This is a genomic window from Rhodospirillum rubrum ATCC 11170 (assembly GCF_000013085.1).
Classification (GTDB): Bacteria; Pseudomonadota; Alphaproteobacteria; order Rhodospirillales; family Rhodospirillaceae; genus Rhodospirillum; species Rhodospirillum rubrum.
The window spans coordinates 2,501,149-2,516,275 of the sequence record NC_007643.1; the positions used below are offsets into that span (position 1 = coordinate 2,501,149).

Here is a 15,127-nt window from a genome sequence, read left to right on the forward strand (position 1 = left end):
TATGCCAGGAAAAGACGCAGTGTCAACGTGGATTAATCCTTTAAAATCAATGCGTTATTAAATTGGTATTATTATACCCCATTGCCAACCCCCTGGAACGTCACCCCTTTAAGGGCTTGGCCCCGCAAACCATCGTTTTGGGCGCTAAAAAGCCAACGGCCAGGAGGCGCCGTGGCGCCATCCTGGCCGAAGGGAAAAGAGCGGAGACTTAAGCAAACGGCGGGAACGCCGCCGACCGTCAGCGCAAGGTAAAGGTGATGGGAACGATCAGTTCCATGCGGGCTTCGGGATAGTCGTCGGGCAAGGGTGGCAAGGGATTGGCCTTATCGACCATCTCGTTCACCGCCGCGTCGAGATCGGCATAGCCGGTCGAGCGCATGAGCTTGGACGACAGCACGCTGCCGTCGCGGCCGATCACCAGGAACAGCCGGGCCTCGCCCTGTTCGCCGCGACTGCGCGAGCGCCGGGGGTAGTTCTTATGGCTGGCGAGATCGGCCAGCAGCCGCGACAGATAGCTGGGCGGCGGCCCGGACGCCGAGGCCCGGGTCGGGCCCGGAGTCGCCGAAGCCACGCCCTGGGGGGCGCTATCGAAAGACGCCGGCGCATCCGAGGGGGTGCTGCTCGCTTGATCCGACGAGGTCGTCTTTTCCGGCTTTTTCTTTGCCGGAGTTTCGATCGGATCGGGGGCGCGTTCGGCCTTAGGCTTGGGTTTGGGCTTGGGCTTGGCCTCGGGCTTGGGCGGCGGCTCGCGCTCGGGCTCGCGTTTAACCTCGGGCGGCGGCTCCTCCGGCGGGGCGATCAGCGGCTCGGCCAACGCCGAGGTCGAGGCGATCACCGGTTCGAAGGGCGGCGGCGGCGCGATCTCGGGCGGCGGCGCCACCTCGGCCGGCGGGGGGGGCGGCGGTGGCGGGGGCGGCGGCGCCATGACGAATTCCAGGGTCATCATCGGCGCGGTTTCGGGCGTTGGCGGCGTCTCGGGTGTCGGCGAGGCCATCAGGGCCGCGACAACGCCAAGATGGAGCGCCGCCGATCCGGCGATGCCCCAAGTCCGCCCCGAAGGCCCCCTCACCGGCCCGTTCCCGTGGCGGCGGCCCCGGCGGCGGCTGGCGGCGTGGGCATTTCGGCCATCAGCGAGACCTTGGCGAAGCCGGCCTGACCGATCCGCCCCATCACCTCCATCACCCGTCCATAGGGCAGATCCTTGTGGCCGCGCACATAAACCACCGAACCGGGCTTTTCCTTGGCCAGGGCGGCCAGCCGGGCGTCCATATCGGCCTCGGCCAGCGGCTGGTCGCGCAGGAACAGGGCGCCGGTCTGGTCGATGCTGACCACCACCGGATCCTTGGGCGGCTGGGCCTCGGCCGCCTGGGTGCGCGGCAGATCGACGGGCACCCCCATCGACATCAGGGGGGCGGCGACCATGAAGATGATCAGCAGCACCAGCATCACGTCGACCATCGGCGTGATGTTGATCTCGGCGATCGGCTTGTAGCCGCCCTCGTCATCCCCCGAGGGAAGAAGCGCCCCGGCCATCACTCCCCCGCCCGGCGCAGCTGGTCGGGAACATCGCGGGCAAGGCGGCCGGCCAGCGGGATCATCGACGCCTGGAAGCGCTGGCCGATGCGGCCAAGGCCGACGCTGAGCGCGTTGAAGGCCAGAACCGCCGGAATCGCCGCCACCAGACCGATGGCGGTGGCGAACAGCGCCTCGGCGATGCCAGGGGCAACCACGGCCAGACTGGTGTCGTTGGATTGGGCGATGCTGGTGAAGCTGTGCATGATGCCCCAGACCGTACCGAACAAGCCGACGAAGGGCGCGGCCGAGCCGACGCTGGCCAGCAGCGGCAGGCCAACCTCGAGCTTGCGCAGCTCGGCGTTCACCGTCAGGCGCATGGCGCGTTCAATGCCATCGCGGCGCACCGAGCGGGCCTCGCCGGGCTGATAGTCCTGCCAAGCCTCATGGGCGCTGCGCACCACCGTTGTGGCCATGCCGCCCTTGAGCATCACCGCCGACAGATCATTGGCCGCCACCGCCCGTTCAAAGGCCCGGGCCTCGCGCCGGGCGATCACCAGCCGCACCGCCTTGTCAAGGATCACCGCCCAAACGGCGATCGAGGCGACGACCAGCAGCCCCATCACCCCTTTGACCACCGGATCGGCCTGCAGGAACAGCCCCAGGGCGCTGAAATCGTGAAGGGCGGGGGCGACCGGCGCCACCAATCCGCCCAGGGCGTCGCCGACCGCGTTCAGGGATCCATCCGCCGCCGTGTCGAGTCCGGGCAGGCCGGGCGCCGGCAGCCCCTGGGCCGCGCCGTCCAGGCCGCCGCCCCCGGTAGCGACCATCCCCGTCGGTCCGTCGGGAGAAGCGCCCGCCGACAGGGCGCCAGACAACGGAGCGGCCTCCGGGGCGATATCGTTATTCATCTGAAAAGCCTTTCCGCTTGGGGCGGCACACGCCAACCATGCCGGGACCGATCGCCCCTATTTTTTAGCATAGATTGATCGCATCGCGATAAGAGCCCCGGCTTTTCGCCCGATTTTCTGGACATCGCGCGCAATGATACCGGGGGGTCCGCGTTCGACTTACCGTGTTCGAGATGAGAATGCAATTGACTATTAATATCTTATCGAGCGAGTCGGATATTGCGTTCCCCAAACCCGGATCGCGCCCCGACGGACCGGGGTGCCGATCGGGCCCGCGGACAAGGGGCGAGCAGGCGCGCGGCGGTTTCGCTTGCACAGGATCAATGAATGCGTCAACCTTCAACCAAATCAAAGACTCGCAGCCGTTTCCTGAACAATATCGACAACACGGCTCCGGCCAGGATTTCCCCCTGGCCGACCCGGGCGCAAGGATCGGACAGCCATGACGGTTCCCCCTCCCCTGCTGGAGTCCCTTACCGTTGACGGCGTGCGCACCCTGACCCTCAACCGCCCGCAAGCCCGCAACGCGCTGTCAAAGGCCTTGATGGCCGCCCTGCAAGACGCCCTGGATCAGGCGGCGGAGGATCCGGCGGTGCGGGTGGTGGTGATCGCCGCCAGCGGGCCGGTGTTTTGCGCCGGCCACGACCTGCGCGAGTTGCGCGGCGAGCCAAACGAGGCCGCCCATGCCGCCCTGTTCGCCCAATGCTCGCGCCTGATGACAACCATCGTCCGCCTGCCCAAGCCGGTGATCGCCCGGGTTCAGGGGCTGGCGACGGCGGCGGGCTGCCAGCTTGTCGCCTCGTGCGATCTGGCGGTGGCGGCGCGCCGCGCCAGCTTCGCCACCCCCGGCGTCACCATCGGCCTGTTCTGCTCGACTCCGATGGTCGCCCTGTCGCGCGCCGTCGGCCGCAAGACGGCGATGGAGATGCTGTTGACCGGCCGGCCGCTCGACGCCGAAGAAGCCCTGGCCCGCGGGTTGATCACCCAGGTGGTCGAGGAGGCCGAACTGGCCGCCGCCACCGACGCCCTGGCGCGGATCCTCGCCGAGAAATCGCCGCTGACCCTGGCCATCGGCAAAGAGGCCTTTTACCAGCAGATCGAGCTCCCCCTCGACGAGGCCTATGCCTATGCCAGCGCCGTGATGACCCGAAACATGCAAACCAAAGACGCCGCCGAAGGCATCGACGCCTTCCTTGAAAAACGCCCGCCCCGCTGGACTGGACAATGACCGCCCCTTTGCCGATGCCCCGCCCGTCGTCCCGTAAGCTCGGAGTGATTTTTGTGCTGCTCGCCCCCCTGCTGCTGGGCGCTTGCGCCGGCAATACGGGCCGCAGCATGGGTCCCAGCACGGGGGCCATGCGGGTTCCGGCCTATCCCGACCGCGACGGCTTCGTCTGGTGCGTGCCCTATGCCCGCTATGTGTCGGGGGTGGCCCTGTCGGGCGATGCCGGGCACTGGTGGGATCAGGCGCGCGGCCGCTACGACCGGGGCCAGACGCCCCGGCTGGGATCGGTGCTGGCCCTGCGGGCGACCGAACGCCTGCGCTCGGGCCATGTGGCGGTGGTGACCGCCATCGAAAGCCGCCGGGCCATCCGCGTCGCCCATGCCAATTGGGGCTGGAACGACAAGACCCGAGGCCGCGTCTATGAAGACATGCCCGTCGTCGACGTCTCGCGCGACAACGACTGGACGGAGGTGCGCTTCCTCCACCCCGATATCGGCGACTACGGCCGCTCCTACCCCGCCCACGGCTTCATCTATCCGGCGACCATGGCGCAAGCGACTCCGGCGGCCGATCAGACCCTCGCCTCTCGCTAGAGATCACGAACGCTGCGGACCACAGGGCTCGGGATTTGTTTTAATGCCGGCCCTCTTCCCAGGCCTGCTTCTTGCGATACAGCGTGCTGGGACTGACGCGCAACAGGGCGGCGGCGCGGGGAATATTGCCGCCGCAGGCGCCGATCGCCCGCTCGACGGCGCGTTTTTCCACAACCCACAACGGTTCGATGTCTTGCTGGCGAAACAGCGCCGGAGACTCGCCTTCGGCCGCCTCGCCCGCGATGGCCTCGCCATCGGCATCGGCGATCGCCTGGGGCAGCATCCCCAAGGTCACTTCCGGCCCGTTGTTAAGCACCACCACATTGCGCAGGACATTGATCAACTGGCGGACGTTTCCCGGCCAGTCATAGGCAAGCAGGGCCTGGGCCACCGCCGGCGAAAAGCCGCGAAAGCTCTTCTTTTCCTCGGTCGCAATGCTGGCGAGGAAATGATCGGCGATTTCCAGAACGTCGCCCTCGCGGTCGCGCAAGGCCGGCAGGCGGATGGGAATGACGTGCAGACGGTAATACAGATCCTCGCGGAAGCGTCCGGCCTTGACCTCTTCCAAAGGATCGCGGTTTGTCGCGCAGACGATGCGCACATCGACCTTTTCGGGCCGGTCGCCGCCGACTTTCTGGACCATGCCGGTCTGCAGGAAGCGCAGCAGCTTGGTCTGCAGATTGGGATCCATCTCGCAGATCTCATCAAGGAACAAGGTGCCGCCATTGGCCTGGGCGGCCGCCCCGTCCCGGTCGGAGACCGCCCCGGTGAACGACCCCCGCACATGGCCGAAGACCTCGCTTTCCATCAGCTCGCGCGGGATGGCGCCGCAATTCAGGGCGACGAAGGGGCCTTTCACCCTTGGCCCGTAGCGGTGCAAGGCCTCGGCCGCCAGTTCCTTGCCGCTGCCGCTTTCCCCGGTGATAAAAACCGTCGCCGTGCTCGCGGCCGAGGCTTCGATCAGCCGGTAAACCCGCTGCATCGCCGCCGAGGAGCCGACAAAGCCCTGGAAGGCGGCGATCCCCAGATTCTCGCGCAGGGTCTCGACCTCGCGCGACAGACGCTGATTGTCGATGACGTTGCGCAGGGTGACCATCAGCCGGTCGCGGCTGAACGGCTTGACCAGGAAATCATTAGCCCCGGCTTGCATCGCCGCCACCGCCAGACTGATCGAGGCGTTCGAGGTGATCATCACCACCCCCATCGACAGCGGCAGCGACCGCACCCGGCGCAGGATCTCCATGCCATCCATATCGGGCAAATGGATATCAAGGAGCATCAGGCTGGGGGGGCGCCGCTCCAGAACCGCCAAGGCTTCCGCGCCGGTCTCGACATGCTCGATCGTCCAAGGGCCGCCGTCGAGGTAGTCGAGATAGGTTCTTGCCTGAACGGGGGTGTCTTCCACCAGCAGGATAAACGGCAGGGTCTCATCGGTCATTCGGGATGGGAACTCTTCTGCTTTGTGGGGTCGTACCAGCCCGCCATTCCGGGGCCGGCCCTCTATAACACCACAGTAGATAGGGAAGAGACCCCTCCGTCCACCAGGGAGATAGCGAGAAAAATCCCCAAGGCGCATATTAGAGGTGGCAAACCCTGCTTATTTTTCGCGATTTCGGCGAGAGGGCGGCAGGGAACGCGGCGCCGTGACCGCCTTGACCACGCCGTCCACCCGCGCGCAGGATAGCGGGTTATCCGCGTTTGGGGCGCCTGTCGCCCCTTTGATCTTTCAGGAGTTTTCGCGTTGCGTCTTCAACTGTCTACCTGGCCCGAGGTGGCCGACTACCTGTCCACGCGCCGGGGCGTCATCATTCCCATCGGGTCGACCGAACAGCATGGCCCGAGCGGCTTGATCGGCACCGACGCCATCACCGCCGAGGTGGTGTCCTGGCGGGCCGGAGAGGTCCTCGACACCCTCGTCGCCCCGACCATCGCCGTGGGCATGGCCCACCATCACATGGCCTTCCCCGGCTCGATGACCCTGCGGCCCTCGACGCTGATCGCCGTGATCCGCGACACCATTCTGGCGCTCTCGAGTCACGGCTTCACCCGCTTCCTGTTCGTCAACGGCCATGGCGGCAATATTCCCTCGATCCAGAGCGCCTTTTACGAGGCCTATGAGGAAATGCGCGTTCACCATGGCGACGGCGCCCCCGATATCGCCTGCCAGCTGTGCAGCTGGTTCTCCTCGCCCGCCGTCGAGGCCCTGGCCGCCGAGGCCTTCGGTGACGCCGAGGGCAGCCACGCCACCCCCTCCGAGGTGTCGGTGACGTGGCACGCCTATCCCGACCAGCAACGCACCCCGGTCCTCGATCCGCCGGTCGCCCCCCAAGGCCGGTTCACCGATAGCCGGGATTTCCGCCGGGCCTTCCCCGATGGCCGCATCGGCTCCAACCCCGCTCTGGCGACCCCCGAATTGGGCGGCCGTTTCGTCGAGGTGGCCGTCGACTACATCGCCACCACCTATGGCGACTTCCTAAAGGGCTAAAAGCCGCCCGATCGGCCGCGCCGGCCTTACGCCTGCGCGGCCGGGGGCAAGAGGGCGAGTTTGGGCTCCAGTCCCATGGCGCGCGCCAGTTTTTCCAGGCGCTTGCCAAAGACCTCGGGCAGGAAAATCGGGTCGTCTTCGGGAACATGGAAGGTCAAGACGCCGTCCTTGGCCGACAGGGCCGAGCGCCCAAGCAGCCCCGGCGCGCCGCCGGTGACCGTATGGCCCAGGCGCAGGGCATGGCCGATGATGCGCACCCGCTTCAGCCGCGTCTCGTCAAGCAAGGAGGCCGCCCGCATGGCCCAGTCGTCGGTTCCCTCGCTGGTATAGCGATAGTAAACCGTGAGGGCGAGGCCGGCGCGGTCGGTATGGTTGAGCCCCATGAACGGCAGCTTGAGCACCCGGTGGAAGGCCTGATCGGCGCGATAATCGGGGTGTTCTGACCAAAAGACATCGCTGATCAGACAAGCGGCGCGGCGCAGGCGCGCCTGCTCGACGCTTTCGTTGGGCAGCAGCGGCGCCATCCAGGCCATCAGTTCCTCGCCGTGCTCGGGGAAGCGGCCGGCGCTGCGCGCCAGTTCGCTGCACGAACTGATCAGCGGATCTTGAACCCGAACCTCGGGCGGCAGGTTCTGGAAGAAGCGGCCCTCGCGCATGCCGTACACCGAGAAGACCAGGGTCTCGGGACGGACCTCCTCAAGCAGGCGTTCCAGAATCACCGCCGCCATCGGCAAATGGGGCAGGCGCTTGCGGCTGATTCCCTGGATGGATTCCAGCGATTTGCGCGACAGCCGCGACAAAACCTCGATCAGGCGCAGGGCCTCGACCCGGGAAATGGCGAAATTATCGAGAACATGAAGCGGATAGTGCATCTGTTCGATGCAGACCCGGGCCAGACTGCGCCAGGCGCCGCCCACCGCATAAAGCGTCCGCCCCCGGCCCTTGGGAATCCACGGCAGCCCCGCCAGATGCTCGTCGATGATGTCGACGGCGCGCACGCGGCTGTTATCGGAGGCTTCCGACAGGCGCAAGATCCCCAGCGGCATGGTGGCGAAATCGCCAAAGCGCCCCTGGTCAAGCATCACCAGTTCCAGCGAGCCGCCGCCAAGATCGGCGACCATGCCATCGGCATCGGGCAAGCCGCAGAGCACGCCGAGCGCGGCGGTCTTGGCTTCCTGTTCGCCGCTGAGAACGCTGACCGGCAGCCCCGACACCCGTTCCAGGGCGCGCACGAAATCCCGGCCGTCCCAGGCGTCGCGCACCGCCGCCGTCGCCACCAGTTCCAGCTTGCCGACGTTCATGCGGCGCGCCAGATGGGCGAAACGCTTGACCGCCTTCAGCGCCAGGGCGACGCCTTCGGGATTGAGCACGCCGGTCTCGCCCAGGCCCTTGCCCAGGGCGCAGGTGGCTTTTTCGTTGAACAGCGGAATGGGGGTGCGGGCGAGGCCGCGATAGACGACGAGGCGAACGGAATTGGAGCCGATATCGACCACCCCGAGCGGACGAAGATCCACCGGGGCGGCCGGAACATGCGGGAAGGCGGCGGACGCAGTCATGTCAGCAAGGGATCCGGTACCGGTCTCTGGGGTCGGCACCTTAGTTCCTCTGAGCTGAAACCTCCAGGGTAGGAATGTCCTTTTCAGGGTCATTGAGCGCGGATCCCCGTCCCGACAGACTCGGGTTGGTCATGAAATAGGTATGGGCCGAGAAGGCGTCATCCGAGGCCTTGGCCCGGCGGAAGACGCCATCGGCGGTCAGATACCACGACTGGGCCCGATCATTGAGATTGGCCACCATGATCTGGTTAAGAACCTGGGCCTTCACCGTCGGGTTTTCGATGGGGACGAAAGACTCGACGCGACGATTGAGGTTGCGCGGCATCCAGTCGGCCGAGGAGATATAGACCAGGGCATCGGGTCCGGGCAGCGGCTTGCCATTGCCAAAACAGGCGATGCGCGAATGCTCGAGGAAGCGGCCGACGATCGACTTCACCCGGATGGTCGACGACAGCCCGGCCACGCCGGGACGCAGGCAGCAGATACCGCGCACCACCAGATCGATGCGCACCCCGGCCTGCGAGGCGCGATAAAGGGCGTCGATGACATCGGGATCGACCAGGGCGTTGAGCTTGGCCCAGATGGTTCCCGGCCGCCCGGCGCGCGCGTGATCCTCTTCGGCCTGGATGCGTTCGAGCAGGTATTCCTTCAGCCCCAAAGGCGCGATGCGCAGCTTTTCCATCTCGCCCGGGCGGGCATAGCCGGTCATGTAGTTGAAGGCGCGGGCGGCGTCCTGGCACAGCTTCTCGTCGGAGGTGAAATAGGAAAGATCCGTATAGATCTTGGCGGTGATCGGATGGTAATTGCCCGTTCCGAAGTGAACATAGGACCGCAGCTCGCCGCCGCTTTCCCGGCGCACCACCAGCGAGATCTTGGCGTGGGTCTTCAGATCCATGAAGCCATAGACGACATTGGCGCCCGAGCGTTCCAGATCGCGGGCCCAGCGGATATTGGCCTCCTCATCGAAGCGGGCCTTCAACTCGACCATCGCGGTGACCGACTTCCCGGCCTCGGCCGCCTCGACCAGGGCCGCGACGATCGAGGAATTATTCGACGTGCGATAGAGCGTCTGCTTGATCGACAGCACATTGGGATCGCGCGCCGCCTGACGCAGGAACTGCACCACCACATCGAAGGATTCATAGGGGTGGTGGACGATGATGTCCTTCTTGCGGATCGCGGCGAAGCAATCGCCGCCGAAGTCGCGGATGCGCTCGGGGAAGCGGGCGGTATAGGGGGTGAACTGCAGATCGGGGCGGTCATCGGAGATCAGCTGCTTGAGGTCGGCCTGACCGATCGGCCCGCGCACCTTGAAGATATCCTCCTCGGCGACGTCCATCTCGTCGCAGATCAGCTTGACCAGCTCCTCGGGCATATTGGCGTTGAGGGTCAGGCGGATGCAATGGCCGCGCCGCCGGCGCTTGAGCGCCGATTCGAAGCTCATCACCAGATCCTCGGCCTCTTCGTCGATTTCCATTTCGGAATCGCGAATGACCCGGAAGTGCCCGCCCTGGCTGACCTTGAAGCCGGGGAACAGCCGGTCGAGATGCAGCCCGACCATGTCTTCCAGGAAAATATAGCGCGCCCCCTGCCCCTCTTCCGAAGGCAGGCGGGTGAAGCGGCTGACGTGATTGGGCAAGGGCACCAGGGCGCGCAGGCTGGTGTCGTCGTTGGGACGATGGAGCTGCAGCACCAGGGCATGGCCCAGATTGGGAATGAACGGAAAGGGATGGGCCGGATCGATGGCCAGCGGCGTCAGAACCGGGAAGACCTGCCCCATGAAATAGGTATCGAGCCACACCCGGTCGGCCTTGGACAACTGGCCCGGGGTAACCACGGTGATGCCCTGGGCGGCCAGTTCGTCATGGAGGATTTCCCAGGCCACCTGCTGCTCTTCCAGAAGCTGGCGGGCGGCCTGATTGATCTCGGTCAGCTGCTGGGCCGGGGTCAGCCCATCCTGGCTGACCTTGTTCACCCCGGCCTCGACCTGCCCCTTCAGCCCGGCGACGCGCACCATATAGAACTCGTCGAGGTTGGAGCCGGAAATCGACAGGAAGCGCAGCCGCTCCATCAAGGGATGGCGGGTATTGCGCGCCTCCTCCATCACCCGGAAATTGAAGGCCAGCCACGAGACCTCGCGATTGATGAAGCGATCGGGCATGTCCATGGTGATCACCGGCGCCTCGGGGTGATCGCCAGAGGCCGCCGCCGTCGGTTTGACCCCCTGACGGGTCCGCGGGGCGACATCCTGGGCGGCAACACCCTGGATGGCTTCGACGGCGGGGGGCGGCGGAGCGGAGGTCATGCTGGCTTCCCTTCTTTTTCCTTGAGATGATGAACGCGGGCCCGGCAAAACCCAAAGGAGGCGGACTCCTCGGGTCCTTTGTACGACAGGGCCCCCGGCCTGCAAACATGCGACCGGCCCAGCGAAGGACGCTTTCATAAATATGAAACGATTGCTCCTCCTCCGCCATGCCAAGTCCGACTGGCAAGACCCAGAAGTCGACGATTTCGATCGACCACTCTCGGCGCGCGGCCGTCGCGCCGGCCGCCTGATCGGTTTGTCCCTGGCGAGGCGGACCGACCCGCCGGCCGTGGTCCTTTGTTCGCCGGCGCGGCGGACCCGCGAAACCCTGGCCCTCATCCTGCCCGCGCTTTATGGCGTCCCCGTGGTCTACGAGCCGCTGCTTTATGTGTTCGATGCCGGTCCGCTGCTCAACCTGCTGCGCGGCCTTCAGGCCGAAACCGCCTCGGTGCTGGTGGTCGGGCATAATCCGGCGCTGGGCGATCTGACCCTGGCCCTGGCCGGTCCCGCCAGCGACCCGGCCGCCCTGGCCAAGGCCAGGGACAAATTCCCCACCGGCGCCCTGGCCGAATTGGCGATCGGCCGACCGTGGTCGGATCTGGAGGCCGCCTGCGCCCGCCTGACGGCGTTCACCTGTCCGCGCGATCTGGAGTAGCCAGCAGTTGCCTAAGCAGCGGCACGGTCACCGCCCGCCCTTCGCGCAGGGCCAGGGCGTCGGCATGGACCACCAGATCGCGGGCGGCGGCGAAGCTGCGCTCCATGCGCGGCAGCAAATAGCCGATGGCGCCGGGGGCAACATCAAGCCCGCGATCGGAAAACAGCTTGAGCAGAACGGCGGCCATCAGCTCGTCATCGGGCTCGCACAGCCCTTCGGCCGGCAGGGCGGCCAGCCGCGAGCGCAGATCGGCCAGATGGACGCCCCAGCGCGCCGGCGGCGACAGGGCGGTCAGCAGCAGCGATCCGCCCCTTTGGCGGGCGGCGTTGAGCAGATGGAACAGCGTCGCCTCGGGCAGCCCGGCGCGGTCGGCGTCCTCGATCACCGCCGCCCGCCCCCCCTCGAACAGGGTCAGCGGATCGGTACCTAGGATAACGGCGGGGTCAAGCACCACCGCCGCCGCCCGGGTGGCGAAAACCTGGGCGAGATGGGTTTTTCCCGCCCCCGTCGGCCCATGGATGCAGGCCGCCGGGGCTGGCCAATGGGGCCAGGCCTCGACCAGAGCGACGGCGCTGGCATTGCAGGCGGCCACCAGAAAATGTTCGCGCCCCAGGGCCGGCCGCCAGGGCAGATCCAGCGGAAGCTGCACCCCGGCGCTCATTCAGGCGCCCCGTTGTCCGGGGGGACCCGAGTCACGGCCGGGGCTTCCGGGGTGGCTCCGGTATAAAGCGGGCTGTTGAGATAGCGGCCCAGGAAGAAGCGCACCAGCACGCCGATCACCGCGGCCAGCGGCACCGCCAGCAAGACGCCCAGGAAACCGAACAATCCGCCGCCGGCGAGCAGGGCAAAGATCACCCAGACCGGATGCAGGCCGATGCGGTCGCCCACCAGCTTGGGCGTCAGATAATTGCCTTCGATCATCTGGCCGACAACGAAGATGCCGGCGATGATCGCCGTATCGATCCAGCTGTCGAATTGGGCCAGGGCCAACCCCATCGACACGATGAAGCCGGTGATGGTTCCCACATAGGGAATGAACGACAGCAACCCCGAAATCATGCCGACGATCAGCCCGAGATCAAGCCCGCCGATGGTCAAGCCGATGGCGTAGAACGAGCCCAGGGCCAGACAGACGCTGGCTTGACCGCGCACGAACCCGGCGATGGTGCGATCAATCTCGGCCATTTGGGCGCGGATCACCGGGGCGTAGGGCCGGGGCAGCCAGCGGTCGATCGACGCCACCATGACATCCCAATCGCGCAGCATATAGAAGGCGATGACCGGGGTGATGACCAGCACCGACACCAGATTGATCAGGGCGGCGCCGCCGCTGATCAGCTGATTGACCAGCCCGCCCAGCCATTTGGTGGCTTCGCCGGCCGCCGCCTCCAGCGACGAGGTGACATCGCTCATGCGGTCGGGGCCCAAAACATCGACCAGATTATCAAGCAGTGCCCGCCCCTTGCCGACCAGGGCCCGGGCGTATTCGGGCATATTGGTGACGAAATCGGCGATCTGGCCGTTGATCAGGGGCAACAGCACCAGAAGCGCCAGCACCATGACCAGCACGAAGCCAAGGGTGATCCAGATGACCGCCCACAGCCGCGAGGTTCCCCATTTTTCCAGGCGATCGGCCAGCGGATCGAGAAAATAGGCGACGGCGAGCCCGGTGACGAAGGGCAGCAGCACCGAGCGCAGCAGAAAGATCAGAACGGCGAAAACCAGGATGCCGATAAGCCAGACACGGATTTGTTTGTCGCGGTTCATCGGTCGTCTCTTTGCTGATTATTGCGCCGGGTTCGTTCGATTCGGTCGTGGGCCTGCTGGCCATCCCAGCCCCGGCGCAGCCACATCCGCAGATAGGCGATCCCCGAGATGATCGTGGTCGCCGCCACCACCGGGGTCAGAACGGCGATCACCGCGCTGAGATCCAAGGTGAAGGCGCTAGCGCCGATCACCGCGGCGCACAGCAGGATCTGGGCCAGGGTATTGGCCTTACCCAGGATATTGGGGGTGACCCGGATCGGCCGCCCGGCCCTGAGACGCAACCAAGCGAAACCGGCCAGGATCAAGGCGTCGCGCAGGGCCACCAGCCCCAGCAACCACAAGGGAATGGCCCCCGTCAGCGCCAGGGTGAAGAAGGTCGCCACCAGCAACGCCTTGTCGGCCAAGGGATCAAGGGTCGCCCCCAGGGCGGTGCGGGCGTCAAGCACCCGGGCCAGCCAGCCATCCAGGGCATCGGTGATCCCGGCGGCGACGAAAACCCAGAACGCCGCGCGCAGGTCCCCCGTCCAGATGAAGCCGGCGGCCACCGGGACCAGGGCGAAACGTCCCACCGTCAAGGTGTTGGGCACCTGACGGATGCAGCGTCTGCGAAGCGAGGTCATGCCGACGGCGCCCTCAATTCAAACCCGGGGTGGCGCCGACCGGCGCCAGTCCCGGGGTCGCCCCACCCATGCTTTCCAAGGTCCACAGGCCGGCGCTTTCGCTCAGCCGCAAGCCGCGCCCCAGCAGAACCTGGGCCAGCTCCATCGGCGATCCACCATAGCCCAGATTGATCTGCGCCTGATTGCGCGTGACCGCCTGGAGATTGAGGGCGGTGACGCCGGGCAGCCCCTGCAGCTTGCGCCGCATCTCCACCCATTCGGCCAGATTGGCATAACGCGCCACCACCACCATGCCGCCGGCCATGGTTTGCGTTTGACCATAGGGCGGCACGCCGGGAGCGGCGCCATAGCCCGACGCGCCGGGAACGGCGCCATAGCCCGAAGCGCCGGGAGCGGCGCCATAGCCTGACGCGCCGGGAGCGGCGCCATAGCCCGACGCACCGGCAGCGGCGCCATAGCCCGACGCGCCGGGAGCGGCCGCGCTCTCGCCATAGCCCCAGGCCGGGGCCACCGGAGTCGGGGCGGTCGAGGAATAGGTCGTTCCAGCGCCCGACACCGTCGCATAGCTGTCTTGACCGGGTTGGGGAACCCCGGCGCCACCGCCAAAGGCCGGCATGTCGCTGACCCCCGCCGTCGCCGCCGCGCCGGCATTCTTCCCCCCTTGAGTCTTCCACGCGGTCTCCAGCGCGGCGCGCGCCTTGGCGACGGCGGTCTTGAAGGCCTGGGGACCGGGCTCGACACTGACCGGGGCCATCGCCGAAAACGGACCGCCGCCCACGGCGGTGATGGTCAGCCCGCTTTCCGCCGTGCCTTCGGCCTTGAGCACCAACACATCGGAGGCGCCGTAGCGCTGGGCCAGACCGCTGGCGGCGGCATCGGCGCTCAGCGCCCGCTTGCCGTCCAGGGCCGAGATATCCTCGATATCGCCCAGGCCGAGCACCAGGGGAACCAGCCCCTCGGAAAGGCCGGTCTGTTTATTCCAGGCTTCATTCCAGGGATTGGTGTCTTCCCACAGCTGCGGCGGGTCGGACGGCTGGGGCTGGTAGACCGGCAGCACCAGCACCGGCGCGTCGCGGGTGGTGGCGTGACCGATGCCGCTCGACGCCAGCAGACGGTCGACCATGGCGGCGTTGAAGCGGACGTTCAGAGTCGCCAGATAGCGCTTGGCGGCGGTCTTTTCATTGGCCAGACCGAAGTCGACGACCATGGCGTCGGCATCGCGCGCCGTCACGGCGGGCAGCCGGGCGTGATCGCCCTCGGTGGTCAACGATTCGAGCAAGGCGCGAAGCGCCTTGACCTGACCATCGTTGATGGCTTTCTGGCGGGCTTCGGTCGGACTGCCCGCCGTCACATCGACATTGATCGGCGGCGCCTTATAGGCATCGGCGGCCCAGGCCGGAGCGGTCGCCATCGGCCCAAGCGGGGCAAGGGCCATCAGCAAAGCCGCGACCACCAGGATTGCAAAGCGGCGCGCTTCGGGTATGGTCCGGGGAACCGC

General features: G+C 66.6%; 14 protein-coding genes. 4 read left to right on the plus strand and 10 right to left on the minus strand.

Annotated elements, in window-relative coordinates:
• Positions 1–238 precede the first annotated feature (238 nt).
• The 3 genes from RRU_RS11165 to RRU_RS11175 are packed head-to-tail and all read right to left on the minus strand — an operon-like array spanning position 239 to position 2,423.
• A complete protein-coding gene (locus RRU_RS11165) occupies positions 239–1,069 on the minus strand; it encodes a TonB family protein (protein ID WP_011390002.1) in 831 nt (276 codons plus the stop codon).
• Positions 1,066–1,533 (minus strand): protein TolR, encoded by a 468-nt coding sequence (gene tolR / locus RRU_RS11170; protein WP_011390003.1) that lies wholly within the window; start codon positions 1,531–1,533, stop codon positions 1,066–1,068. The genes RRU_RS11165 and tolR overlap by 4 nt, the downstream gene beginning before the upstream one ends.
• Complete coding sequence (locus tag RRU_RS11175) at positions 1,533–2,423, minus strand: MotA/TolQ/ExbB proton channel family protein (RefSeq protein WP_011390004.1); 891 nt, start codon at positions 2,421–2,423, stop codon at positions 1,533–1,535. The genes tolR and RRU_RS11175 overlap by 1 nt, the downstream gene beginning before the upstream one ends.
• A gap of 442 nt (positions 2,424–2,865) precedes the next feature.
• Between RRU_RS11175 and RRU_RS11180 the strand changes: the two genes are divergently transcribed.
• Both RRU_RS11180 and RRU_RS11185 read left to right on the plus strand, forming a co-directional pair.
• Positions 2,866–3,651 (plus strand): enoyl-CoA hydratase, encoded by a 786-nt coding sequence (locus RRU_RS11180; RefSeq protein ID WP_011390005.1) that lies wholly within the window; start codon positions 2,866–2,868, stop codon positions 3,649–3,651.
• On the plus strand, positions 3,648–4,241 hold the full coding sequence (locus RRU_RS11185; RefSeq protein ID WP_011390006.1) for a CHAP domain-containing protein: 594 nt from the start codon (positions 3,648–3,650) through the stop codon (positions 4,239–4,241). The genes RRU_RS11180 and RRU_RS11185 overlap by 4 nt, the downstream gene beginning before the upstream one ends.
• A 40-nt stretch (positions 4,242–4,281) precedes the next feature.
• Here the strand turns inward: RRU_RS11185 and RRU_RS11190 are convergent, their stop codons facing one another.
• Positions 4,282–5,679, minus strand: coding sequence for a sigma-54-dependent transcriptional regulator (locus RRU_RS11190; protein WP_014626323.1), 1,398 nt, complete (start codon positions 5,677–5,679; stop codon positions 4,282–4,284).
• 303 nt (positions 5,680–5,982) lie between these two features.
• Between RRU_RS11190 and RRU_RS11195 the strand changes: the two genes are divergently transcribed.
• Positions 5,983–6,726: a creatininase family protein gene (locus RRU_RS11195; RefSeq protein WP_011390008.1), complete on the plus strand. Its 744-nt coding sequence runs from the start codon at positions 5,983–5,985 to the stop codon at positions 6,724–6,726.
• 26 nt (positions 6,727–6,752) lie between these two features.
• Here the strand turns inward: RRU_RS11195 and ppx are convergent, their stop codons facing one another.
• Together ppx and RRU_RS11205 are read right to left on the minus strand one after the other, a co-directional pair.
• A complete protein-coding gene (ppx, locus tag RRU_RS11200) occupies positions 6,753–8,282 on the minus strand; it encodes an exopolyphosphatase (protein ID WP_011390009.1) in 1,530 nt (509 codons plus the stop codon).
• Between the two features lie 40 nt (positions 8,283–8,322).
• A complete protein-coding gene (locus tag RRU_RS11205) occupies positions 8,323–10,587 on the minus strand; it encodes an RNA degradosome polyphosphate kinase (protein WP_011390010.1) in 2,265 nt (754 codons plus the stop codon).
• A gap of 142 nt (positions 10,588–10,729) precedes the next feature.
• Between RRU_RS11205 and RRU_RS11210 the strand changes: the two genes are divergently transcribed.
• On the plus strand, positions 10,730–11,242 hold the full coding sequence (locus tag RRU_RS11210; protein ID WP_011390011.1) for a SixA phosphatase family protein: 513 nt from the start codon (positions 10,730–10,732) through the stop codon (positions 11,240–11,242).
• Here RRU_RS11210 and RRU_RS11215 read toward each other — a convergent pair.
• Genes RRU_RS11215 through RRU_RS11230 form a run of 4 tightly spaced genes read right to left on the minus strand, consistent with a single transcriptional unit; the run spans position 11,217 to position 15,064 of the window.
• A complete protein-coding gene (locus tag RRU_RS11215; protein ID WP_011390012.1) occupies positions 11,217–11,903 on the minus strand; it encodes an HdaA/DnaA family protein in 687 nt (228 codons plus the stop codon). The two genes, RRU_RS11210 and RRU_RS11215, sit on opposite strands and share 26 nt — an antisense overlap.
• Positions 11,900–13,009, minus strand: a complete 1,110-nt coding sequence (locus RRU_RS11220) for an AI-2E family transporter (RefSeq protein WP_011390013.1) — start codon at positions 13,007–13,009, stop codon at positions 11,900–11,902. The genes RRU_RS11215 and RRU_RS11220 overlap by 4 nt, the downstream gene beginning before the upstream one ends.
• Positions 13,006–13,629 (minus strand): CDP-alcohol phosphatidyltransferase family protein, encoded by a 624-nt coding sequence (locus tag RRU_RS11225; protein WP_011390014.1) that lies wholly within the window; start codon positions 13,627–13,629, stop codon positions 13,006–13,008. Before RRU_RS11225 ends, RRU_RS11220 begins: the two co-directional genes overlap by 4 nt.
• Before the next feature lie 13 nt (positions 13,630–13,642).
• Positions 13,643–15,064, minus strand: coding sequence for a DUF2066 domain-containing protein (locus RRU_RS11230; RefSeq protein ID WP_162470616.1), 1,422 nt, complete (start codon positions 15,062–15,064; stop codon positions 13,643–13,645).
• Positions 15,065–15,127 lie beyond the last annotated feature (63 nt).